The following is a 24,244-nucleotide window of genomic DNA, read 5'->3' as shown; positions in this document are numbered from 1 at the left end:
TAGAGCAAACTCTCACGAATCAATGGAAAAAGGAAAAAGATGAAAAGTGCTTAAATGCAAAAAGCCGACACTCAGTGTCGGCTTTTCTAAATAATGGAGGCGCGTCCCGGAGTCGAACCGAGGTCCACGGATTTGCAATCCGCTGCATAGCCCCTCTGCCAACGCGCCTTACTGTGTTGCCCGTGCTCGTCTCGGGAACGGGGTGCACTTTAACGTATTCTCTCAGCAGGTCAACCTTTAATTGAACATTGCCCAACCGTTCGAGCATTATCAGCACAATTTGCTGTTATGTTAGCCAATTTGAACAATTTCACCATCATTCTTTCTGGCCCGAAATGAGTAGACGCTCTTTGTTTAATCACCTATCAATCCATTAACACTTAAAGAATAACGTTCCGCAAACCTATATTTTATAGCATCACCATTTAATCGAATTTTTCTCTAATTTTGATCAAGCACTTGGTATAAAATCCAATTTTGAACCTGTGGCAATGGCGTGCTTTAGAACAAAAACATTTTAAGAAGATGCTAATATCCATCGATATTTTGGCTAGGTTAACGCCAACCCATTAATGACTCTGGAGAATGAGATTCCGGAGAATATAGCAAGGAGATTTCATGCTTAATCCCATTACCGCTAAAGCGGTTATTGACCATGCACTGTTTCTAGGGGCAGACTTCGCTGAACTGTTTGTTGAACATCACCAAACCAATAGCATTCAATTCAACTCGCAGGAAGTGGACAAAATCAATTCTGGCATCGATTTTGGTATTGGTATCCGCCTGTTTTTTGGTCACAAGGTGCTTTATGGTTTCACCAACAGCACCGATGAAAACGAGCTAAAGCGTGTGACTGCTCTCCTCGCCGCCAAAGACAAACGCGATCAAATCGTGCACGCTGGCTCTCTCAACCTAATACGCTACCCGCAGCAACATGGTTGTCAGCAACCATTGAGCCAAGATCCTTACTTGGATTCAAAAATCGCCTTTCTGCGCCAAGTCGATTTAGCCGCACGCGCTGAGAGCGATAAAATTTCACAATTTATCGGTAGCGTTCTGCAACGTGAACAACAAATTGAAATCTTTAACTCTGAAGGCCTACATGTTGGCGACACACGCCACTACACCCGCATTGCCGCGAGCGCAGTCGCACAAGACGGCAGCGAACAATCCACTGGCATGGAAGGCCCAGGTGCGCTTTCTGGTTGGGAGTTTAGCCAACAATTAGATGCAATCACTCTTGGCAAAGAGGTAGCAGCGCAAGCACTGGTTAAACTCAATGCCGATGCTTGCCCTTCTGGTGAAATGCCAGTGGTAATCGGCAATGGCTTCGGTGGTGTGATCTTCCATGAAGCTTGTGGGCACTTGCTAGAAACCACCTCTGTTGCCAAAAAAGCGTCTGTTTTTCATGACAAAATGGGCGAAATGATCGCACATTCTGCCGTGAGCGCCGTCGACGATGGCACCATAACCAACGAGTGGGGCTCGATTCATATTGACGATGAAGGCATGGAGACTCAGCGTACTCAGCTTATTAAAGATGGCAAGCTGACCAGCTTCATGGTCGACAAAATGGGTGGCCTAAAAACCGGTTACGCGCCAACGGGTTCAGGCCGCCGCCAAAACTACAAGTTTGCACCGACTTCACGCATGAGAAACACCTTTATTGAAGAAGGTGATAGCTCGCTCGATGAGATGATTTCAAGCATCGAGAAAGGCATTTACGCCAAGAAACTCGGTGGTGGTTCGGTTCAGCCCGGTACGGGCGAGTTCAACTTCGCCGTACGCGAAGCCTACCTCATCGAAAACGGAAAAATCACCAAACCACTCAAAACGGCAACTTTGATCAGCACGGGGCCTAAAGTGCTGAAAGAAATCAGCATGGTAGGTAAAGACATGGCACTGGCTCCAGGCATGTGTGGTTCTGTCAGTGGCTCAGTACCAACAACCGTCGGACAACCGTCGTTGAAAGTGGATAAAATTCTCGTTGGAGGTGGAAACTAATGTCTCAAAAGCAACCATTACTCAATGCAATAGACCACCTACTCAGTGAAGCGAAAAAGCGCGGTGCGGAGGCCGATGTTATTGCACAGATGAGCGACAATTTTTCGTTGAAAGCGAACAAAGGCCAACTCGATGAATATAAGGTGAGTACCGCTCTAGTGATCGGTATTCGCGTAGTCAAAGATGACCGCGTCGCAACCAGCTATTCCGAATCACTGACGCCCGAAAGCTTGGATTTAATGCTTAGCAACGCATTAGAAAGCACCAAATACGCCAAAATTGATCAGCACCAGAAGATCAGCACCGTGGATAGCAACATCACCAGCGGCTATGCTGAACTGGATCAAGAATGTGACGCAACGGTAGATGACAAAATCGCCCTGAGCTTGCGTTTGGAACAAGGCGTGGTCAGCCGCCCGCACGCCAGCAGCTCCCCTTACAATGGCTATAGTGATGTCACCAGCCAAATCATCATTGCCAACACCAAAGGAACGCTTTGTCAGCAAACTGAACGTTACCACTCTGCCTACGCTTACACACTGTTTGAAAAAGACGGAAAGCAATCCATGGCGGGGGCATCCAGTGTTGGTCGTCGATACATCGACCTCGAACCAGAATACTGTATTGATGCAGGCTATGAACTCGCTCGTGATCTGCTTGATGGAACACCTGTTAAAACGGGAAGTTACGCAGTAGTTTTTGATATCGACGCACTTAGCGAACTGTTTGGCGCTTTCTCTGCCTGTTTCTCAGCGGTGTCGGCGATGAAAGGACTAAGCCCGCTCCGCGATAAAATCGCCAGCCAGATTGCCAGCCCACTCCTGTCATTCTCGAGCAAAGCTTATGTTGAAGGAGGATTCCGAATTCATAGTTTCGATAGCGAAGGCTACGCTGCTCGCGATTTAGTACTGATTGGCGAAGGTGAGCTCAACTCATTGCTGCACAACAGTCAAACTGCATCGTACTTTGGGGTGGAAAACACAGGGCACGCATCACGGGGGCCAAAAGAAGGACTTGAAGTCTCCACGCATCATAAAGTGATCGAGGCTGGTACCAGCAGTTTTACAGAAGTAACGGCTGGTGAATACTTAGAGTTGGTCGAGCTGCAAGGCGCGCATTCTGGTGCTGACTTCATCAGCGGCGACTTCTCTTTTGGTGCAAGTGGCTTCCTATGTCGCGATGGTAAACGTGTTCAGCCAGTTCGAGGCATCACTGTTGCAGGAAACTTCTACCAAATGCTGAAAGAGATAGACGCGGTAGGCTCATTGCTTGAAATCAATGATTCTCGCTCGTTCTATGCACCAAAAATCCGTTTTGCTCGCTTGAGCATTGGCGGTAATTAGTAATATCCGGCGTACAACGGAGTGGGATCTCCCTTCGTTGTACGCTCCGCTAATAACAATAGAAACATCTCTTCACACACTGTTTGTCTTTTCTATTTGTGTTTTCTCCTTGTCTTCCTTAGCAACCTCAGCTGAACATCCTTTTCGCCCTCTCATAGCGTTTTTCGCCTTTGAAGAGAACTTGTTCAAACATTACCCTTTCTTACTCCTTATCATGACACACTACTGAGCTACATACATTTCTGTATACAGACTGGATACCAGAACATAACACTATGCAAACGCACCACATACACAACATTCAACTGGATGACTTTCTTGATACAAAACTTGCTTTAGATCATTCAAAGTTCAACTAGCCCTCGTGCTACAGAATGCTTTTCTGTACATTCATTGACACATATTGAAACAGTTCTTCCTCATTTTTTAATATTTCATGGAGATTTCTATGCTAGAGCTCTTAATTGGACTGGTAGTGACCATTGCAGTCGGTTACTTCATCGTCAAGGGTTACAAAGCGGCGGGTGTGCTACTGACGGCAGGTATTCTGCTACTGATTCTTACTGGTATACTGGGCCACACGGTTCTACCCGCCAAAATTACCTCAACGGGTAACATGGTGACCGACTCATTAGAATACGTAAAATTTATGCTTCAAAACCGTGGCGGCGGCTTGGGCATGCAGATCATGTTGCTTTGTGGCTTCGCCGCTTATATGACGCATATCGGCGCAAACAATGTCGTGGTGAAACAGTTTTCTAAACCTCTTTCTGTCATCAAGTCACCTTACGTATTGTTGGTGGCGGCTTACATTGTTGCCTGTTTAATGTCACTGGCTGTGAGCTCTGCAACGGGTCTGGGCGTGCTCTTGATGGCGACGCTATTCCCAATGATGACCGCAATGGGCATCTCTCGCCCTGCTGCAGCAGCGGTGTGTGCCTCGCCAGCTGCGATCATTTTGTCTCCAACCTCAGGTGACGTTGTGATTGCCGCAGAAAAATCTGGCCTTGCGTTGGATGTGTTTGCGGTGCAAACCGTTTTACCGGTTTCTATCTGCGCCATTATTGTCATGTCTGTTGCAGCGTTTTTCTGGAACAAATACTTAGACAAGAAAGACAATACGCCGATGGAAAAAATCGACGTTTCTGAGATCAAAGCCGACGCGCCAGCGTTTTATGCTGTTCTGCCATTTTTGCCAATTATTGGCGTGTTCCTTTTCAACGGCCGTACCATTCCCGGAATGACCCTCGATATTTATACGATCGTGGTGCTTTCCATCTTCATTGGCGCGCTTGTTCATTACGCAGTGAATAAGTTCGATGGCAAGAAATCATTAGAAGACCTCGACTCGTGCTACGAAGGTATGGCCGATGCGTTCAAAGGCGTGGTTATGTTGTTGGTGGCAGCTGGTGTGTTTGCACAAGGTTTGATGTCTATTGGCGCGATTGACAATTTACTTCACCTAGCGGAAACCGCTGGCGCGGGTGGTATTGCACTGATGTTGATCCTAACCGGTCTAACGGTAGCTGCGGCCATTGCAACGGGTTCAGGTAACGCACCATTCTACGCGTTTGTTGAGCTTGCCCCTTCGTTAGCAGCAAAAATGGGACTGAATCCAGCCTTCCTAATCATTCCAATGCTGCAAGCGTCTAACCTAGGCCGCACCATCTCCCCTGTTTCGGGCGTGATTGTTGCCACTTCTGGCATGGCTAAAATTAGCCCATTTGAAGTGGTTAAACGCACTTCTGTACCCGTACTCGCAGGGTTGGTTACCGTGATTATTGGTACCATGGTGCTTGTCCCGATGGCGGCTTAACCGGTTTACGGAAACCTCGACTGAGCACCTAAAGTCACGAAAAGAAACACCCCAGAAAATCTGGGGTGTTTTACTTTTAAAGAGTGATTAAGGACAAGTTACTTCATCCCAGAACCAGTTGGTTTGTGTTGGAGACTCCCAAACCCCTGGGCTGTTTTTCGCCACAAAACACTTGCCGTTAAAGGTGACTGTTTCGCCATTATTCACTTGCGTTACGCCAGGTTGCCACTGGATAACCGTACCGCTACCTGTATTGCCACCAGTGTCACCACCGCCGGTGTTACCGCCGCCAGTATCGCCCCCACCCGTGTTGCCACCGTTGCCTGCAGACAAATCAGCAACGGGCAGATCAGGTTGTTCAAACTTGAATGCGTAGTCTACACCGTTGATGTTCACGCTGTAGTTTGCCGGACCAGAAATTGGTAGGTAGTAAACCATATCCAACTCGTAACTTCCGCCTGCTGGTAGTTCTTTCCACGCAGGAAGCGAGAACGCCACACGATGCATTACGCCATCCAGACCGCCGATGTTGTTCGCACGTGTGTGACCAGAAGCAATCACTTTCAGGCCACCACCAGATTGATCTTTCGCGTTATCTGGCGCCGACACTGGAATGTCGAACTGGAACTCAGTGCCGCCCGGAATTGCTGTACCGGTATTGTTGGTAAAGGTCACTTTCGGGTTGATTGGGTAGTTTTGATCACCCACTTTGAATCCACCGACAGAAACAGCGATGTCCAGTGTCTCTGAAGGAATTGCGCCCGTTGCGACCGTGTTGCCGTATGGGGTTGCTGACTTAAACTTATCGTAGATAGCTTTGGTCATCGAGTTACCCATGTGGAACTCACCGTTGCCCGTTGCACATGCCTGCTCGGTTTCATCGATGGTCGTGCGGTTGCCATTGGCATCAAGCACGTAACAGTTATAGTCACCCGCCAATTCCCAGAACATGATACCGCCGATCTCTTTATCGATGACGTAGTCCGCTTTCACGCTGACAGACGCTTTGTCTTCCGTTGATAGGAATACCGCTTTTTCTGCGTTCCACAACCAAGGCGCCACTGCCACACTGTCGTAGTTGCGAACATAGTTACCAACCAATTGATCTCGCGGATCGTTGACAGGATCAAGTTTGTACGCTGACGCATAGGAACCAAAGATGCCTTTTTCTAGGTTCTTCGCATGCCACATTGGGTTTGAACCCGCGCCCATTTCATTGCCTTTTGGATCGGTGTCGTGCCACATGTTGTCGATACCCATCGCACCATGGCCACAGTTATTTTTCTCACCTTCACCCGTACCCGGAGCACACTCAGCCTGATTTGGTAGTGCCGCTCGGCCCCATAGACCATTGGTCCCCCCCGTTACACCTTGCCAACCACGAGTATAGTAAGGCACACCGATGTTGATACGGCCTGCTGGCATTGAGCCACGGAAGTAGTGGTATGCCCAGTCTGTATTGAGGTAACCGATGCCACCATATTGAGCCGTGCCGTAAACATTCCACTGCGCCAATTCTGAGTCTTCACCTGTATCGTACAGCGCCGCGTTGTGGCCAACATGATCGTTCCATGCACCGTGTAGGTCGTAAGACATGATGTTGACGTAATCGAGGTACTTAGTCACATCAAACGTTTCCATACCACGCAGTAGGTAGCCCGATGATGGTGCAGCGATGGTGAGCATGTAGTGAACGCCATCTTGTGCAGACGCTTGGTCAAGCTTCTCACGCAACACACGCATTAACTCTTGGTATGAAGCCCATAGATAAGCACGACGAGGTTCCATAAAGGCTTTATCATCTGGGTTACCCGCACCCGCCATTGACGTTGGGTACTCATAATCGATATCCACACCGTCGAACTTGTACTTACGAATCATTTCGACCGCTGAGGTGGCAAATTTCTCAATGCCCGCATGGTTGATGGAACCATCAGCATTGGTTGTCATGGTGTAGAAACCACCGTCTGCAACACGTTTGCCGTCCGCACCAAAGTGACCGCCCGTTTCCGCCCAACCACCGATAGAAATCAGCGTCTTAACGCCATATTTTTCTTTGTAAGTGGCTAGTGCACCAAAGTGACCTTTGAAGCCCAGAGTCGGATCGATTTCAACGCCCGGCCACTCTTTTCCTGTTGCAGCGTTAGTCGGATCGTTCACGTCACCAACGTTGACTTTGCCGTCAGAGCCAATGCTGACAAACGCGTAGTTAATGTGCGTTAACTGCTCCCACGGAATATCTTTAACCAGATAAGCCGCTTGTGGGTCATCACCGCTACGCCAGCTGGTAAAGTAACCAATCACTCGACGTGGGTGGTCTGCCCCCATCTTCTCACGACCTTCTTCATCGTAAATCGTACAGTAAGGCACCTTAACGCCTTCTGTTTGGTACAGGCCGTCAGGGCGACACGATGCCACTGGTGCCACACCGTTGACTTTCAGCGTCTGTGCAGAGGAATCCGTGGTTGCACCAAGGTTATCCGTCGCACGAGCAAAGACCGACAAAGAGCCAGCTTGAGTGGTGGTATAGTCAAGCGTATAAGGAGCGGTTGCTGCCGTACCGACAAGCACGCCACCAACAAAAAAGTCGACTTTCTCAACAGTACCATCGCTATCTGCTGCATTTGAAGTCAACGTAACCACAGCGCCCTGCTCAACCGTGGTCGCAGAAAGTGCAAGATCAACCGTTGGTGCCGTATTACCAGGCTGAGTGGATTCCACTGTCAACGTCACGTTGCTTGGTTGGCTTACCGCACCTTTATCGTCATAAGCGACAGAGCTGAAAGTATGAGCGCCTGCGGTTGCAGTCCATGACGCAGAGAATGGTGCCGATGTATCTTGACCAACCACAATGCCATCAACCAAAAACTCGACTTTGGCGACGGTGCCATCTTGATCCGCTGCCGTTGCTGCAAGAACAACGACCTCACCTTCTTTCACAACATCCGTTGCAACAGGTGAGGTCAAAGCGGTGGTGGGAACTTGGTTAACTGGGTCAACCGGGCCATTGTCACAAGCACCGAGTGCTTTCCATTGTGCCCAATCACCCGAGAATTCTGCTGGGTTATTGTTTTGTGTCCAGTAACGGGCTTCATAAGCGCTACCCTGATACTGAACCTTGTCTCCGCCGTTATAAATGGCAGAAGAGTTCCATTCTTGAAGAGGTGAACAATCAACAGCCGCATAGCTATTGAATGCCATCAGACATGAAGCAGTCAAAGCACTGAGTGTAAACACATTCTTTGCTGCATTTCCTTTCGTTAAACGCATATAGGATCTTTCCTTAAGTTGTTGTTTCAACGCTAAATCATCAAAATAACATTCCCTAGATGACTTATATCTCGCTGTAAAATAACTTAAGTACAGTTTGAATTTTTAACACCTATCTCTTGGCATAAATGAACATTGGCTCGCAAGAAACTAGCGCAACTGTGCAAAGGTGACACTCTTATTTTGTACCGATAACTAATTTCTGAATAATTTTTTACAATTAAAAAAATCGTTTTTACTCAGCATAAATACGTAGTGATTAACATATGTGACTAATTTTGATGCATATGACGGCACAATATTGCGCAATCTGTTTTATAGTCATGCTCGTCGCTTGCTCGTCCCGTTATTCTATTTAACACGATTTTATGCGCTTTTTGGCGTTTCGTTAAAATGGCGTTTGTATTCACGGCTAAATTGAGAGGTGCTGTTATACCCCACTAGACGCGCTGCATCGTTCACTCTTCTTCCTTCAAGTTTAATCAGCTCACGAGCTTTGCTCAGCCGCACTTTTTTAATGTATTGAATGGGAGATTCGAGTGTCACACTACGAAAAGCGGTGTGGAACGAGGAGACACTCATGTTGGCTTGGGAAGCCAAATCTTGGACAGTCAGAGGTTGAGAATAGTCCTGATGTACTTTATCTAGCACTTGCGCAATCCGTGAATAATTGCCTTCGGCATGTGCTAGTTCAAACAGCACATAACCATTAGGGCTCAATAACGCACGATACACCACCTCTTCAAGCAATGATTGGCCTAGCACTTCAGTTTCAAGAGGATCACACAATCCGCGCATTAAGCGCTTACACGCGTTAAGCATGTTCGCTTCCATTTTCACTGACTTCAAGCCACAGCTTTCTTCTTTGCCACTGCAAACATTTTGGTAGCCGTGCTTTTCTAGTTTCTGAACCATGTGTTGCAGTAGCGCCATGGGCACGTCAACGGAAATACCCAGTAACGGACGGTCTTGCTCCGCGAATGCCTCACATTCAAGTGGCATGGGTACGCCAACGACTAAGTAATCATCAGCACCATAACGGACCGGATGGTCACCAATATGAATATTTTTACTTCCCTGCCCCAGCACAATAATGCCGGACTGATAAACAAAAGGCTGACGAGCATTGCCTTGACTACTTCGATAAAACCAGACACCAGGGATATCGGTTTCCATGATACCTTCGAGGGTTTCAAGACCTTTGACATCAACGTATCGTTGCATCAGTTCTGCAAGGGTTTCCATAGCACGCACGCTCACTTTGTAGAAATAGGCATTTAATTTAGAGTTTTGAGGCTATAATTGTCAAACTCACAGTACTATTATGCACACAACGAACACAACTCCAATAACGATGTGAGGTTAACAATGAAGTTTACTTATTCCAACCCTACGCAAATTTTCTTTGGCCAAGGTCAGATCCAAGCGATTACTCAAGCGATTTCCCCTGAGAAAAAAGTGCTCGTCATTTATGGTGGCGGCTCAATTAAGAAAAACGGTGTGTATGATCAAATCGTGGCGGCTCTAGACGGCTATCATTGGCAAGAGTTTTCCGGCGTTGAACCTAACCCAACCAAAGAGACACTGGACAAAGCAGTGGCTGTCGTAAAAGAAGACAACATCGATTTTATTCTTGCTGTTGGCGGCGGCTCTGTGATCGACGGTTCTAAATACGTGGCCGCATCTGCCCATTACCAAGGCGACGGCTGGGACATCCTCACTGGTAAGCATCATGTTACGTCAGCGACACCACTGGGCGCGGTGTTGACACTTCCGGCAACAGGTTCAGAGTCCAACTCTGGCGCAGTCATTACTAAGGCGGAAACCCAAGACAAACTCGCCTTCTTGAGCCCTTACGTTCAACCGACCTTCGCTGTAATGGATCCTGACGTGATGAAAACACTGCCTGAGAAACAGCTGCTCAATGGTATCGTTGATGCTTGGGTACACGTTTGTGAACAGTACATTACTCGCCCTTCCGGTGCGATGGTGCAAGATGCCTACGCCGAAGCGTTATTGAAAACGCTGAAAAATCTCGGTGATCGCTTTGCACAGCGCGACAGTGATGAATGGCGTGCAAACCTGATGTGGGCAGCAAACCAAGCCCTTAACGGCTTAATTGGTTCAGGCGTCCCTCAAGACTGGGCGACGCACATGGTTGGCCACGAACTGACCGCACTTTGGGGCGTGGATCATGCGCGTTCGTTAGCGATTGTTCAGCCTTCTCTGCTTCGCAACCAAATTGAGCACAAACGCGCGAAGTTAGAGCAAATGGGTCGTGAAGTCTTTGGTTTAGAAAACGGCGAGCAGCTAGCAGAGCGTACGATTGATGCTATCGAAGCCTTCTATCATTCCCTTGATGTCTCAACAAAACTCACTGAGCATAAAGAGAGCAAAGAAGAGGCGATCGAAGCGGTGGTCACACAACTGACCAACCATGGCATGGTGGCACTGACAGAAAACCAAAGCGTGACACCAGAGCAAGTGCGTAAGATCCTTGCTGAGGCGATCGCCTGATCCCCTTCACGTCTATCACTCAAGACTAATAAAAATCCGGCACTCGTATGCCGGATTTTTTTAACGCGATTTGTAGTTATCCTTATCGATATCGTGCTTTTTCATGCGCAAATAGAGCTTTTTACGCGGGATCTGCAAGTACACCGCTGCTTCCGTCACTTTTCCGGAATGCAAAAACAGCGCATCTTCAATGATCTGCTTTTCAAAATCGTCCACCAGCGTATCCAATGGTGATTGCAGTTCGTTTTGGTTCACCAGCCGCTCTTTCCCTGTCAGTTTGACAATGCCAATGGCATACAACTCTGCGACATTTCTTAACTCACGCACATTTCCTGGCCACTGATGATTACGCAACAACGAAAGATAGCTCGAATCAACGGCCGGCATCGGTTTACCCAGTTTCTGGCAACTGTGCTTAAGAAAGTGATGGAAAATGGCGGCGATGTCATCCGGCCGATGACGTAAGCTCGGCACTTGAATAGCCCCTTGATTGAGCAGATAGTAAAGCTCGGGCAACAACTGATTTTCCGACATCAGCTGTTCTGGGCTGGCATCAAACAGGGTGATCACCCGCGTTTTGCTGGCGCTGCCTCGCTCTTGCGCCAACAGCAGTTGGACAAGCTCTCGCTGCGTCTTTTCATTCATCGATTGAACGTTCTCAATCACCAAAGTAGCCACGCTTCCATCGAAATAGCGCGCGATGGCCTCTTTGTCGTGGTCCGCGGTAAGATACAGTTCTTCCAACGTTTGATCTTTACGCGGCTGGCTCATGTCATGCAGTAGATGAGCGATGCTGTGGCGGCCTGAGCCCGATTCACCACAAATCACCACATTGGTGTTGATCAAAGCAAACCTCGCGACGTGCTGACGAATTTGCTCAATTTGCGCCGACTTACCGACGAGTGCTTTGCCAACAGACTGCGACACGTTGCTCTTTTGCGCGGTGTAAGCTTGGCGCTCCTTGAGATACGATTTCACTTTCGTGAGCAGATCGGGCGGAGAAATCGGCTTTTCAAAAAACTCACAAGCGCCTTTTTTCAGTGCGTCCACCGCCATCGGTATATCGCCATGCCCAGTGATGACCAGCACCGGAATGTGTTCATCAATCTCTTTGATGAGCGCCAGCAGCTCCATGCCATGCATTTGTGGCATATACATATCGAGTAAAACCACACCGGGCCAATCTTCGCTGAGATATTGGCACGCTTGCGTCGGATCGTTCACCAGTTTCGCAGTCAAACCAGAAATGGACATCAGATGCGCGTACGAGTCGAGTACATCCTGATCATCGTCAACCAAAAGCACATCATATTGATTAATCGTCATGAGGCATCTCCAATACCACCATGGCTCCACCCTGTGCGTTGGAAGCCAAGTAAATGTTTCCGTTATATTTTTCTATGATTGATTTACAGATGTTCATACCAAGTCCGAGACCGATTTCTTTTGTAGTCGTAAAGGGGGTAAAGAGGCGATCAACAATGTCCGGAGCAAAGCCCTTACCGTTGTCGCATACCGCAATCGCATGGTGCGTTTGCGTAGAATACAAATGGCACAGTTCAATCACACGCTCTGCACCATTGGCTTCGCTCAACGCATCGCAACTGTTCACCATCAAGTTGATGAGTACCTGTTCGTAGGCGACCAAGCTGCCCTGCACCATCAGGGTTTTGTCTAGCTGGTTGCGAATTTGAATTTGCTGCCTTTTGGCTCGCGTGTTAACGAGCAACATTGAGTGCTCTGCGACATCGTGCAGTTCTATCGATGCTGACGTTGGCTCGCCATCCGATTTCTTCGCAAAGTGACGCAAACCATTGACGATTTTACTCATGCGCTCTTTGAGGCTTTCGATGTGCGTTAATGACGTCGCGACCTGCTCACTGTCCGCCTTCTGGTTAAATAAATTGGCGCTATAAAGATAGGTAGACATCGCATTAAGCGGCTGATTTAACTCGTGCGCCAAACTGGTCATCGCTTGCCCTACCACCGCCATTTTTGCCGCTTGAATTAGCTCGGATTGCGTTTTCTTCAAATGCGATTCCGCTTTTTGACGCTCTTGAATTTCCAGCTTGAGCTGGCGATTTCGCTCCGTCACATCGCGGGTTTTCTCGGCGACTCTTTGCTCTAAGATGCGATTCGCCTGAATCTGTTCGGTTACGTCGGTGATGGTGATGATCACTTTTTCACAATGACCGTGAGTAAACAGACTGAACTCGCAATGTAAAAAACGACCATAAGGATCGTCTGCCAATGACATGGTGAGTTCGCTTCGGCACTCGCGCATTAAGGTGGAATCGGCATCAAATTGGGCGCGTAATGCCTCAAACCAATGCTCAGGAAAGGCTGACCAAATCGGCAACTCGGTAATGGCATCGTCTAACTCCAATAAGCGTCTTGCACTGACATTCGCCGATTCAACCCAGCCACCCAAGCTGACCGTCATCAGACTGGCGCTGGTGTTGTTGATTAAGCTTAGAGCGTTGGTTCGCTGCATCTCTTTCACTTTGTCACCGTATTCGATCAGCTTGGCACTTAAGCGGCCAATCTCATCGTTGCCGTCAACACGAATTGGGTGGTGTAAATCATCATTGATGATCGCATCAATGCTGTTACTCAAATTGGCCAAGCGCGCCACGATACGCTGATAAATAAAGTAGTACGCCAAAATCAAACTGGTGAGGATCGACACCGCAAAGCAGATGAGCAACACGCGGTTGCCCACACTGACCATCTCAGTGGTGTCTTGTTTGACTTCATAGAAAGCTTTGTCTGCCGACGCAACAATGCCGCCAATTTGGTTGTGAATCGTACCGATTTGGCGATCAATATCGCGCTGCTGCACTTCAATTCTCTCGCGGATGGAAACGTAATCGAGCAGTTGCTGGTGCAAGAAACCTTCAATTTGCAGCAAGGTTGTTAACTCACCGACTAACTGTTGGTATGCGATGGACGATGGCCATTCAAAAATGGGCTGGCTCAAACGGTGAAGCTCTTCGGTACGATACTGAATCACTTTCATGCCGTTATTCACATGTCCCAACTGCGTTGCGCTCACCACATCTAACGCCAATTCGTAAATCGTGGATTCGAGATCCAATACCTGTTGAATCACGTTCAACTGTTTAAGTAACGCATCGGTTTTGGCCTGTTTCTGATTGCGTGACATCTGCCAATCTATCTCTTGGCGTAAAGGCATCAGCTCGGTGCGAATGTCTTGATGAATCCAATCAAGTTGTTCTTTCAGTAGATCGATTTTTCGCTGCGCATCAATGCGTTTAGACACCAGATAACCATAGAGATCAATACTGCTCGCAAGCGAGGTGTACGACTCAGCGAGGGCACTCAGCGAGTCATGCGTGGCTTCGTCGGCGCGTTGCACGCGTTCAACAATCTGCTTGGTATCGCTTAATTGCTTGCTCAAGGAAAGCAAGTGGTTGTCGAGTTGAACTTTGCTTGTTACTCGTTCGATCTGAGAGATTTTACGTCGCACTTCACTGCTTTTGCTCTCAAGCAAATAACTGGCGTTGTAGCGCGGCACGTTTTCTTCCAACAACCCGCTGACTCGCAGATCGAGCTGATTCCAAGTCATCCACGCAATCACACAAACGAGAGTTAACAGCAAGGTGCTGCCAGTAAACGCGGCGACCAGTTTTACCCCAATGGTGTTGTATCTACGCATCTATTCTTCACCCTGCTTTTTTAGCGTTTGCAAACGTTGATTTGCTGATGCTAATTGGCGATGAAGCGCGCCGCTGACACGATGGCTGAACTCCGCCATCACGGCCTGCGCATGGCCATCATCCGTCATCTCTTGTTGGGAAGAGAGTGCCAGTTGCATGCTCACTTCCAATACCTCTGTTTCCGTCACTGGAATATCAAAGGCAAGCTGACGAATGGACTCGAGTTGCGTTAACACGACCGGGTTATCGGCGTACGCCTTACGCAGTTGAATGATGGTTTGCCAGGTGTCTTTTAGCTCAGGGAGGCGTTTGGTAATGGCCAAATCAAACAGGCGATTGGTCAGCACTTCTCTTTGCATTATCGCGCTAATGTTCAACGTTGGATGATCACCATCTTTGCGCTCGGTATCATGTAGAGAAAACTTGGCAAAACTGTTTTTGCCCAACGACGCTTGCATTGGGGCAGAAAGCAGCATTGCCATAAAGTCATCCACCAACGGATCATCACTCGCACGCTGGGTTTTGGCGATATAAGTAGGCATCAAGGTAAAATCTGACTCATAGCTAAATCCCACATGGTCAAATTTCCGCTGGATCAGAAGCGCATAGCTATCAATTGTCGGGCCCAAGCCGAATTGCCCTTTCGCTATGTAGTCACTCACGCCAAAGCTGCGAGAAGAAATGGTCGCCAAGTTAGCACCAATGTTAATCAATAGCCGCCAACCATCCTGCCAACCGTATCGGCTTAATATGCTTTCCACCATCATTTGTGTTGTGCCTGAACGATTTGGTGTACTCATGGTGATATGACCAAAATATTGTGGCTGGGTGAGGTCGATAAAGCGGTTAGGCACCGTTAACTGATGCGCTTGCAAATAGTCGTGATTCCAAACAATCCCAGCCCCCGAGTAACCAATGGTTTGAACGCGTTCGCGCGGTGGCAGGACATAAAGCGCCATCCAATCGGGCAAGGTTTCGAGTTGTTCCACTTCTCCCAAACGTTCATTCTCGCAAAGCTTTTGCATCAAAAAAGGTGACGAGCTCAAAACCAAATCGATGTCTTGCATATAGGTTTTGCCGAGTAGCTGAATGCTCGACTCGCTGCGACGATGGATAAAACGAACTTCTGCATCAGGGTGACGCAACTTGAACTCATCAATTAGGATGGACAGAGGCTCTTGGGAAAAGGTGGTTAACACGACGATCTCTCTGTCTACCGACGCGGCTTGAGCTGGTATCCATGAGAGGCTCAACAACAAAGTAAGCCAGTTAAAAACCCCAAATCGCTTAATTTTCACTACCGATAACCTTAAATATTGTGCGTTCAATCAAAACTCTATTATTTGGATAAAAAGTCTTGAGATCGCCGCTGAGTCACTACTGACGCAATTTCCGTTCATTGATAGTAATTTTATCAGCAATCCGCCAGTAACGGTTATGTCATTAGGTTCACTTTTGACTCGTTAAGAAAAACAAATTGAGTCAAATCTGCCCCAAAAACGCACCTTTGTACCGATTTTTAAAGCCCTTCATCATGCTCCCGACAACACATTCTTGTTGATTTACATGGAGAGCAAATATGCTTAATTTCTTTAAAACTCGTCCGGATCTGCCGCCCTCAGACAGCTCCAACGAGAGTATGCTAAAACGCTATAAGAGCTACCAATGGCAGGTGTTCTTAGGCCTCGTTTTTGGTTACGCCGTCTTTTACGTAGTACGTATGAGTTTGGGTGTTGTGAAAAAACCTATGCTCGATGCGGGCATCGTGACCATCGAAGAACTCGGTATCATGGGTTCTGCGTTCTTCTTCACTTACGCCTTCGGTAAGTTCCTTAACGGCTTCCTATCTGACTACGCCAACATTGGCCGCTTTATGTCGTGTTCACTACTGGTTTCGGGCGTGCTCTCGGTAGTGATGGGGATGAACACTGTAGGCTTCTTCTTTGTTCTGCTTTGGGGATTGAACGGTTGGTTCCAATCCGTGGGTTCTGCGCCTTCGTGTGTCGCTATCTACCAGTGGTTTTCACCAAAACAACGTGGTAGCCGTTACTCGATTTGGGGTGGTTCACGTAACATTGGTGAAGGTATCACTTGGATCTTAACTGCATCACTAGTGAGCTACTTCGGCTGGCGTGCAGGTTTCATTGGTGCGGGTATCGCGGCAGTTGTTGCGGCACTGATCATGCTGAAAGTACTGAAAGACCGTCCACAAACTTACGGCTTGCCAGATCCAGGTACCGCATTTGGCGAAGGTACCGAAATCAAGAAAGCGAACGATCCAAAAGAAACACGTCGTGCGCAGATGTTTATCCTAAAACAACCTGTTGTATGGCTAATCGCCCTGTCTTGTGCGGCGATGTACATCTCTCGCTACGCGATGTCTTCTTGGGCGGTATTGTTCCTACAAGAGACAAAAGGCTACTCACTGATTGACGCGGGCTTTGCCATGTCAATGTACCCAACCGCAGGCCTAGCGGGTGCGATTCTGTCGGGTATCCTTTCAGACAAGGTGTTCAAAGGTAACCGTAACATCCCTAACCTACTGTACGGATTGTCAAACATTGCTGGTATGTGTTTGATGTTCTTCGGCCCGGATAACCGTGTTGTCGACGCAGTGGCACTGAGCATGATCGGCTTCTCTATCGGTGGTCTAGTGGTATTCCTCGCGGGTCTAATTGCATGTGACCTAATGCCGAAAAATGCGGTTGGTGCGGTAAAAGGTTTGATCGGTCTGTGTTCTTACATCGCAGCGTCAGCTCAAGAGCTTATCTCAGCTTCACTGATCACAGTAACTGAAGTGGATGGCATCAAACACTACGACTTTGGTAACGCGCAGTACTTCTGGCTCGCCGCTGGTGTGGTATCGATGCTTCTAGCGCTCACCGTATGGAACGCGAAGAAAGTGGTCGACATCGACGAAGAGCAAGACAACAAGCTTAAAGCTCGCACAGCTTCTTAATTGTTCATTGAGCAGGAGCGCAAGCTCCTGCTGTTTCTCCTCCCCCTTTTTAGTCTCGTCGTTATAGGAATTGAAGATGTGTAAAACCAAAATTGTTGCGACTCTCGGTCCTGCTAGCCAAAGCCGCGAAAAGCTCACTCAACTGATTGAAGCGGGCGTAAACGTGGTGCGTTTAAACTTCTCACACGGCAGCGCAGAGGAACACATTGCGCGCGCTGAAATGGTGCGTGAAATCGCACAAGATCTTAACGTCAGTGTTGGCGTTCTCGTTGACCTACAAGGTCCCAAAATTCGTATCGCTTGCTTTGAGCAAGGCTCAATTCAGCTCAAAGCAGGCGATCCCTTTATCCTAGACGGCACACTCGACCGTGAAGCGGGCAACCAAGAACGTGTTGGCTTAGACTATCCCCAGCTGATCGACGATCTCGCCGTAGGTAATATCTTGTTGCTCGACGACGGTAGAATTCAGCTCGAAGTAACGGCCGTTGATACACAAACTCGCCTGGTCAGCACCATTGCATTAAACAGCGGCAAACTCTCCAACCGTAAAGGAATTAACTTGTTGGGTGGTGGCCTTTCAGCCCCTGCGCTGACCGACAAAGACAAGCAAGATATCCTGACCGCTGCCGAGCTCAAGGCGGACTTTTTAGCCGTGTCGTTTCCTCGCAACGCAGAGGACATCGAGTATGCGCGTGCACTTGCCGTTCAAGCTGGCTGTTACGCCCATATCGTTGCGAAAGTAGAACGTGCTGAAGTGGTGGCCACTGAAGCAGCGATGGACGAGGTGATTCGCGCCTCCGACGTAATCATGGTGGCACGAGGCGATCTGGGTGTTGAAATCGGTGATGCGCGTCTACCTGGCGTACAAAAAGCACTGATCGCTCGTGCGAAGTACTTAGGTAAACCGGTTATCACAGCAACGCAAATGATGGAATCGATGATCGAAAACCCATTGCCAACACGCGCAGAGGTTCTAGACGTTGCCAACGCAGTACTTGATGGCACAGATGCCGTGATGCTCTCTGCTGAATCAGCGGCAGGTCTCTATCCGGTTGAAGCGGTAGAAGCGATGGTACGCATTGCACAAGGCGTCGAGCACGAAACCAGTTGCGCCCAAGGCTGTTGGGATAAGCTTCACCATTTGTGTAGCGATGCGGGCAAGAGCTTTGCTCTTTCATCCATGATTTCGGCAACAAAAGTACACAAAGATCTGGGTGTTGCTATCGTCACTCAACACGGCGAAACGCCACTGTTAATGTCTCGCTGCCAAAGCCAAGCAACCATCTGGGCGGTCTCGAACAAACCTGAACTACTGCGTAAGCTGGCAATTTTACGTGGCGTAACCCCAGTGTATCTACCCACTTTGGATAAACGCGGTGACATTGCGCATCAACTTATTAGCCTACTAGGCGCCGATGCTAAACAGAAACAAATCTCATCCATCATGATGACCCAATTAGAGTCGGTTGAAGGTGTGGGCGATATGAATGTCTGTCGCCTACTGAGCCTAAACGAAACAACCGTTGCAACAGCAATCGCAGCATAACAGTTTAATCACCCCCCCCCCCTTGCTCCACAGGGATTTTGGCCTGCCTTTGCGGCAGGTCCTTTTTTTTGCTTCTTCCCCATCACTTATTTTCCTACTAAAAATAATTAACTTCAAAATTGTGACAACCATAAATAAAATGGCATTCTGACTCGCGTAAGCTCAAATTTTATTGTGTACTACGTTAAAAAGGGCCTATGATTTTCCGACGCAAATCAAATTTGCGTGTTAGCAATAAAAGTCCGTCGTTTTGTTGCTTTACTCAGTACTGCAAAATGTTACATTTTTCGTTAAGTATTCTTTAGGGTTGTGAATATGCAGTTAATCACTCAATCAGACTATGAGCAGTACATCCGTCAAACAGACGATGGTGATTTCATTATGCTGCTTGACAACCTGACTTTTTCGAGTGTTTTTCAACCGATATTCAACCAGTTAATGCAACTGGTCGGTTTTGAGGCTTTGTTGAGAATCCAAGACGAACAGCATAATTTCATCCGGCCAGATCTGTTTTTTTCTGACCCCTCTCACAGCGATGAGTACATTCTTTCGATCGAATTTCTCTCTCGAGCTATTCACATTCGCAACTTTTCTAAGCACTACACAGCCAAAGGCGTGAAGCTTTTTCTCAACGTGATGCCCAATTCACTGCTCACCATGACCAAAGATCTAGAGTACGTCGACAGAAGCCTCTTATTTCACAGGCTAAAACAACTTGGCATGGCACCCTCTGATGTTACCTTTGAAGTCATTGAAGAGCTTTGTTACCAAAATGACGATTTGCGCGAAGCCGTAAAAGTATTGCGCTCCAAAGGCTTTAACTTTGCTATTGATGACTTTGGCGCCGGCCATTCCGATGAAAAACGAGCCGTTGAACTGACACCCGATTTGATAAAAATCGACCGAAGCTATCTGTTACGTTATTGCGCCGGACAACGTGAAGAATTACTCCACGCACTTAGCCTTGCACAACGTATTGGTGCCAAAGTGATTGTGGAAGGTGTCGAGGAAGAAGCACAGTATCTAGCCATGCGAGAATTGGGGCTGGAATTTTATCAGGGCTATCATTTTGGTCGTCCTGAGAGTATTGACTATTGGGCAGCTCAACCTATCTCCTTAGCCGTGCATGCCGACCATGTCTAGCCCAATAGAAGTCAGCGGTTAACATCTGGTCATCCAACACAAAAAAAGCCGCGATTGCGGCTTTTTTCCTATAGATGTAAACCCTATGAGGTTAGAAGAAATCGATCGAGTTGCGGCCACTCTTCGGATCGCGCGTTGCTTGAGGCTTTTCTGCTTTCTGGCCTTTCTTCGCTGACTGTGACAAGGCTTCTTTCTGCGCTTTACGCTCTTTATGCGCGGCTTTGCGACCTGTGGATTTTGGACCCGTGCCTTTGGGTTTGGCATTTTTGCTTTGACGAGATTTCTCTTTACGCGCAGCTTGCGCTTTTTTTTGCGTTTTCTTCTCAGCTATTTCTTGCTCGGTTTCAGGTTCGGTGACAGGCGCGTCACACACGACCACATAGTACTCTTGGTTGAATTCAAAGAAATCACCATCGTACATTTTGCGACGTTTGCGGGTTTCGAGTTCGCCATTCACCGCCACGTAACCTTCAGCAATAACATGTTTTGCTTCGCCACCACCACTGACTAGATTGGCGATCTTAAATACTTTGTAGAGTTCGATAGGTTGAACGGAAACTTCAACGCCAATGGCTTCAATTTCAATTTCTTCACCAAACTGCTCTTCTTCGTATTCGTGTTCTTGGCTTAGGTTTTCTTGGCTCATGGGTGTACCTCGCAAAAAATTTGCCGCAGTTTAAACCCTCAAACCACAAATAGAAATAACTATTACGATTTCTTCAGCAAGGATTTTCCCCCTTAAGGCCGAGTAAGCTAAAGTTATAGAACGGCATGAGCAAATGGTTGTGGTATGGAAATCAGCACAAAAGCGAAAATCACCTTGGTCAGTGTACTCTACCTAAATGCTGCTCACCTTATGGCCAGCGAAGAAACCATTCCCGTCACCATTTACAGCGATGATGCCTATCCGCCCTACAGCTATCAAATCCAAGGAAATGCTATGGGCATTTATCCAGATATTTTGCGCTATATTTTTGATCGAATGCCGGAATACAACATCACCATCAAACCCGTCCCTTTTGTTAGAGGTTTACGATTGCTGGAAACCGGCAAAGGTTTCGCGCTATTTCCACCCTACCTTTACGAAAATCGGCGCCCCTATGTGCACCCCTATTCCAAACCGATTTTAAAAGAACAAGTGGTGGTTTACTGCCACAATCAAGTACCGCTTGAAAGGGCGCCAGAGTTGACCAAATGGCCAGACGATTTTTATGGTTTAACCATTGGCATCAACGCAGCATTTTCTATCGGGGGCGACGCATTTTGGGTTGCAGCACATGATGGCAAACTGCGCATTGAAGAAGCCAAAGACAATCAAGAGAACATTCTTAAAATGCGTTCAAAGCGCATTGATTGTTACATCAATGATCGCCTTTCGATAGCGTGGGAAATCAAGCGCCTAAAAGAAGCTGGACGAATTGAACGCTCAGAGCACTTTCAACTAGCCGCGTTTGTCAGTGAAGAGTATGGTTACATTGGCTACACGGCTTACGCAGACAAATTTCCGTTTAAGGAACCGTTTGTTGCCCGCTTTGATGAAATCTTGCAAGAAATTCAAGCCTCAGGCATTGTGGAGCAAGTCATCAGCAGCTACGTCGACTAGGAATCCGCATTTTGTTAACCATTGCCAGTTGCAACCTATTTAACTTTCTCGCTCCTCCTGGAGCCTATTACGAATTCAGTAACATTCTTACCGACAACGAGTGGAACAAGAAAACCACTTGGCTCACACAGCAGTTACGAGCAATGAACGCAGATGTGGTTGCCTTTCAAGAAGTGTTCAGTCCGGATGCGCTCAACACTCTGACGAGCGACTTGGGCTACCCAGATTTTGTCTGCCTGGATACGCCTCATGTCACCGACGAGTTTATCTATACCAAACCCGTCTTGGCGATAGCTTCTCGTTGGCCAGTGATTGAAAGCCGCTTGGTTCGCTTTAAGGATTGCTTTGGGGATTACCCTGAAAATAGTGACAGCGTCACTGATAATAAAGAATTTAGTCGACTTCCCCTGCACGCGGTTATTGAAATGCCGATCATTGGACTATGCGATGTCATCACTCTGCACCTTAAATCACAACGCCCAACCCGATGGCAAACGCAGCAGATCGACCAAGCAGATAGTACGCCACCTTCTGATCCGGTTGGTAGTTGGTTATCCACCGTGCAACGCGGTTGGGAAGCCGTTCTGCTCAGCAAATACATCAAGAAAATATACGCCAGCCATGCTCGTCCGATGGTGATCATGGGCGATTTTAACGCCAACATAAACAGTACCGAGCTTAAGCCGCTCATTGATGAAAGCAATACACCCTTATTGAAAGACGTGCGTGATTGGCTACGCGAACAGCCTATTTTCACCGATGAAGCGCAAAAGGCGACTCACTATCACGGCAGCCAAGGTTTAATTCTCGATTATCTGCTGCTCTCTGAAGAATTTGCTCAACAAAACGCCCAGCAACGGGGCAAAATCACCCATCTTGTCGTTTGGGATAAACATCTGGTCAACCCCAGTTTTGAGGTTGACCAATTTGCCAGCGACCATGCGTTTGTTGCTGTCACGATCGATGCGTTGGATGCCTAATCACTAGTTTGCCTCGCGATGAGATTTAAAAGCGACGCACAATTTTACGTGGGATCAATTCAACGCCCGGTTTGTAGCGTTTCGCTGAGGCATTGAGTGCCAACTCCAGCGCGCTGTCGGCGATCAATTCAAATTGCTGCGGCAGTGAGTTCACTTTAAACGGTAAGAAATCCAGTAAGCGGTTATCACCGAATGTGGCCAGTTTGACTTTATTGACCAGTTGCGGCTGTTCCAATAGCACGTCCAACACCCCTTCTAATAAGGTGTACGAGGTGGTCACAATCGCATCCGGAATGGTGTCTGCCAACAGCCAGTCGTGCATAATGCGATAGCCCTCTTCGCGGTAAAAGTGCTCACCGTAGCCCGATTGTGCTTGTTTGCCCATTTTCTTCAGCGCAGAGAGATAACCTTGGTGGCGCTCGCGTGAAATATTCAACTCGGGTAACGCACCAATCAACCCAACGGTTTGAATCTCGTCACTCATTAAAGACGATGTCAGCTCAAACGCCGCACCAAAATCTTCGCTGACCACACAACTAAAGAATTCGTCGTCTAACGGACGGTCTAGTGCAATCACGGGTGTGCCAGACTTTTGCATCGCCAGGTAAAATTCATTGGCATCCGCCATACTGGTTGCGACAAACAGTGCATCAATGCGTCGGCTCACTAAAGCATCGGCGACCTTGCGCTCTGTTTCAGGATCATCATCTGAACAGGCAATCAGGATTTGATACCCCGCTTTACGTGAATTTTGTTCAAGCAACTTAGCAAGGCGTGCGTAACTGGTGTTTTCTAAATCCGGAATGATCAAACCAAACGAGCGCGAGTTTCCTGCTCGAAGTGACGATGCTGCGTGATCGGGACGAAAATTGTATTCCTCCACCACCGCCATCACTTTCATCTGCGTTTTTTCGCTGATGCGGTATTTTTGCGCCTTACCGTTGATCACATAACTTGCCGTTGTTTTCGAAACACCTGCCAACTTGGCTATTTCATCCAGTGTCATATTACCTACCCTAATCTGTGCGCCTGATCATAGATTCGAATTCCAGATCTTCGCGTCTGTTGAATTATACGCTGAATCGATTCAGTATAAAAGCTGAAAGGATTCAGCAAAATCTGCAAATAGACATACATCACCTAATTGAATGATTTTGTCGAATTGAACAGCATTCTCGGTATTGAACTCGTTGGCCGTGTCCACGTTGTAAATAAAAGTGCCGTTTGCTGAATTTTTTTAAACCAACTGCTGAATCGGTTCAGCTTAAGTTAAGCAAAAGTTAAGCAACGCTGTGAAAGTGCTTAACACTCCAAACCTAAGGGTGTGCGTTTAACCAAAGGCGCTTTTAGGCAGAGACGTTTTTAGGCAAAGACAGTCTGTTG

Annotated in this window: 16 protein-coding genes and 1 tRNA gene; 9 read left to right on the top strand and 8 right to left on the bottom strand. The window is 47.7% G+C overall.

Annotated features, from left to right (window positions below; all coding sequences use genetic code 11):
* Positions 1-94: 94 nt before the first annotated feature.
* A tRNA-Cys gene (locus LZU85_RS03320) sits at positions 95-168 on the bottom strand.
* Between the two features lie 450 nt (positions 169-618).
* On the opposite strand from LZU85_RS03320, the gene LZU85_RS03315 reads away from it, so the two are divergent.
* The 3 genes from LZU85_RS03315 to dcuC all read left to right on the top strand — a co-directional run bounded on the left by LZU85_RS03315 (position 619) and on the right by dcuC (position 5,163).
* Positions 619-2,004, top strand: a complete 1,386-nt coding sequence (locus LZU85_RS03315; RefSeq protein ID WP_237286364.1) for a TldD/PmbA family protein — start codon at positions 619-621, stop codon at positions 2,002-2,004.
* Positions 2,004-3,347, top strand: a complete 1,344-nt coding sequence (locus tag LZU85_RS03310) for a TldD/PmbA family protein (RefSeq protein ID WP_237286363.1) — start codon at positions 2,004-2,006, stop codon at positions 3,345-3,347. The genes LZU85_RS03315 and LZU85_RS03310 overlap by 1 nt, the downstream gene beginning before the upstream one ends.
* Before the next feature lie 448 nt (positions 3,348-3,795).
* Positions 3,796-5,163 carry an anaerobic C4-dicarboxylate transporter DcuC gene (gene dcuC / locus LZU85_RS03305; RefSeq protein ID WP_176299121.1) on the top strand — a complete coding sequence of 456 codons (1,368 nt, stop codon included), beginning with the start codon at positions 3,796-3,798 and terminating at the stop codon, positions 5,161-5,163.
* Positions 5,164-5,250: 87 nt separating this feature from the next.
* Here dcuC and LZU85_RS03300 read toward each other — a convergent pair whose 3' ends face one another.
* Both LZU85_RS03300 and LZU85_RS03295 read right to left on the bottom strand, forming a co-directional pair.
* The gene (locus LZU85_RS03300) at positions 5,251-8,433 is read right to left on the bottom strand and encodes a chitinase C-terminal domain-containing protein (protein WP_237286362.1); all 3,183 of its coding nucleotides are present in this window, start codon (positions 8,431-8,433) and stop codon (positions 5,251-5,253) included.
* A 366-nt stretch (positions 8,434-8,799) separates the two neighbouring features.
* Entirely contained in the window at positions 8,800-9,678 is an 879-nt protein-coding gene (locus LZU85_RS03295; protein ID WP_237286361.1) for an AraC family transcriptional regulator, read from the bottom strand.
* A 123-nt stretch (positions 9,679-9,801) separates the two neighbouring features.
* Between LZU85_RS03295 and LZU85_RS03290 the strand changes: the two genes are divergently transcribed.
* Positions 9,802-10,950 (top strand): iron-containing alcohol dehydrogenase, encoded by a 1,149-nt coding sequence (locus tag LZU85_RS03290; RefSeq protein ID WP_176299124.1) that lies wholly within the window; start codon positions 9,802-9,804, stop codon positions 10,948-10,950.
* Between the two features lie 60 nt (positions 10,951-11,010).
* On the opposite strand, the gene LZU85_RS03285 is transcribed toward LZU85_RS03290, so the two are convergent.
* Genes LZU85_RS03285 through LZU85_RS03275 form a run of 3 tightly spaced genes read right to left on the bottom strand, consistent with a single transcriptional unit; the run spans position 11,011 to position 15,928 of the window.
* Positions 11,011-12,276, bottom strand: a complete 1,266-nt coding sequence (locus LZU85_RS03285) for a sigma-54-dependent transcriptional regulator (protein WP_176299125.1) — start codon at positions 12,274-12,276, stop codon at positions 11,011-11,013.
* Positions 12,266-14,629 carry an ATP-binding protein gene (locus LZU85_RS03280; protein ID WP_237286360.1) on the bottom strand — a complete coding sequence of 788 codons (2,364 nt, stop codon included), beginning with the start codon at positions 14,627-14,629 and terminating at the stop codon, positions 12,266-12,268. Before LZU85_RS03280 ends, LZU85_RS03285 begins: the two co-directional genes overlap by 11 nt.
* Positions 14,630-15,928, bottom strand: a complete 1,299-nt coding sequence (locus LZU85_RS03275; RefSeq protein WP_237286359.1) for an ABC transporter substrate-binding protein — start codon at positions 15,926-15,928, stop codon at positions 14,630-14,632.
* Between the two features lie 281 nt (positions 15,929-16,209).
* On the opposite strand from LZU85_RS03275, the gene LZU85_RS03270 reads away from it, so the two are divergent.
* The 3 genes from LZU85_RS03270 to LZU85_RS03260 all read left to right on the top strand — a co-directional run bounded on the left by LZU85_RS03270 (position 16,210) and on the right by LZU85_RS03260 (position 20,278).
* Positions 16,210-17,589, top strand: coding sequence for an MFS transporter (locus LZU85_RS03270; RefSeq protein ID WP_176299127.1), 1,380 nt, complete (start codon positions 16,210-16,212; stop codon positions 17,587-17,589).
* Positions 17,590-17,665: 76 nt separating this feature from the next.
* Entirely contained in the window at positions 17,666-19,135 is a 1,470-nt protein-coding gene (pyk, locus tag LZU85_RS03265; RefSeq protein WP_176299128.1) for a pyruvate kinase, read from the top strand.
* Positions 19,136-19,450: 315 nt separating this feature from the next.
* Positions 19,451-20,278, top strand: a complete 828-nt coding sequence (locus tag LZU85_RS03260) for an EAL domain-containing protein (protein WP_206624975.1) — start codon at positions 19,451-19,453, stop codon at positions 20,276-20,278.
* A gap of 91 nt (positions 20,279-20,369) precedes the next feature.
* Here LZU85_RS03260 and LZU85_RS03255 read toward each other — a convergent pair whose 3' ends face one another.
* Positions 20,370-20,924, bottom strand: coding sequence for an RNA-binding S4 domain-containing protein (locus LZU85_RS03255; RefSeq protein ID WP_206624974.1), 555 nt, complete (start codon positions 20,922-20,924; stop codon positions 20,370-20,372).
* 144 nt (positions 20,925-21,068) lie between these two features.
* On the opposite strand from LZU85_RS03255, the gene LZU85_RS03250 reads away from it, so the two are divergent.
* Together LZU85_RS03250 and LZU85_RS03245 are read left to right on the top strand one after the other, a co-directional pair.
* Entirely contained in the window at positions 21,069-21,881 is an 813-nt protein-coding gene (locus LZU85_RS03250; RefSeq protein ID WP_237286358.1) for a substrate-binding periplasmic protein, read from the top strand.
* Between the two features lie 11 nt (positions 21,882-21,892).
* The gene (locus LZU85_RS03245) at positions 21,893-22,861 is read left to right on the top strand and encodes an endonuclease/exonuclease/phosphatase family protein (protein WP_206624972.1); all 969 of its coding nucleotides are present in this window, start codon (positions 21,893-21,895) and stop codon (positions 22,859-22,861) included.
* Between the two features lie 25 nt (positions 22,862-22,886).
* On the opposite strand, the gene cra is transcribed toward LZU85_RS03245, so the two are convergent.
* A complete protein-coding gene (cra, locus tag LZU85_RS03240) occupies positions 22,887-23,867 on the bottom strand; it encodes a catabolite repressor/activator (protein ID WP_157401222.1) in 981 nt (326 codons plus the stop codon).
* Positions 23,868-24,244: the final 377 nt, after the last annotated feature.

This window comes from Vibrio floridensis (assembly GCF_021852965.1).
In the GTDB taxonomy this organism is placed as follows: Bacteria; Pseudomonadota; Gammaproteobacteria; order Enterobacterales; family Vibrionaceae; genus Vibrio; species Vibrio floridensis.
Note: the sequence above shows the minus strand (reverse complement) of the source record. Positions and strands in the feature narration are given on the sequence as shown.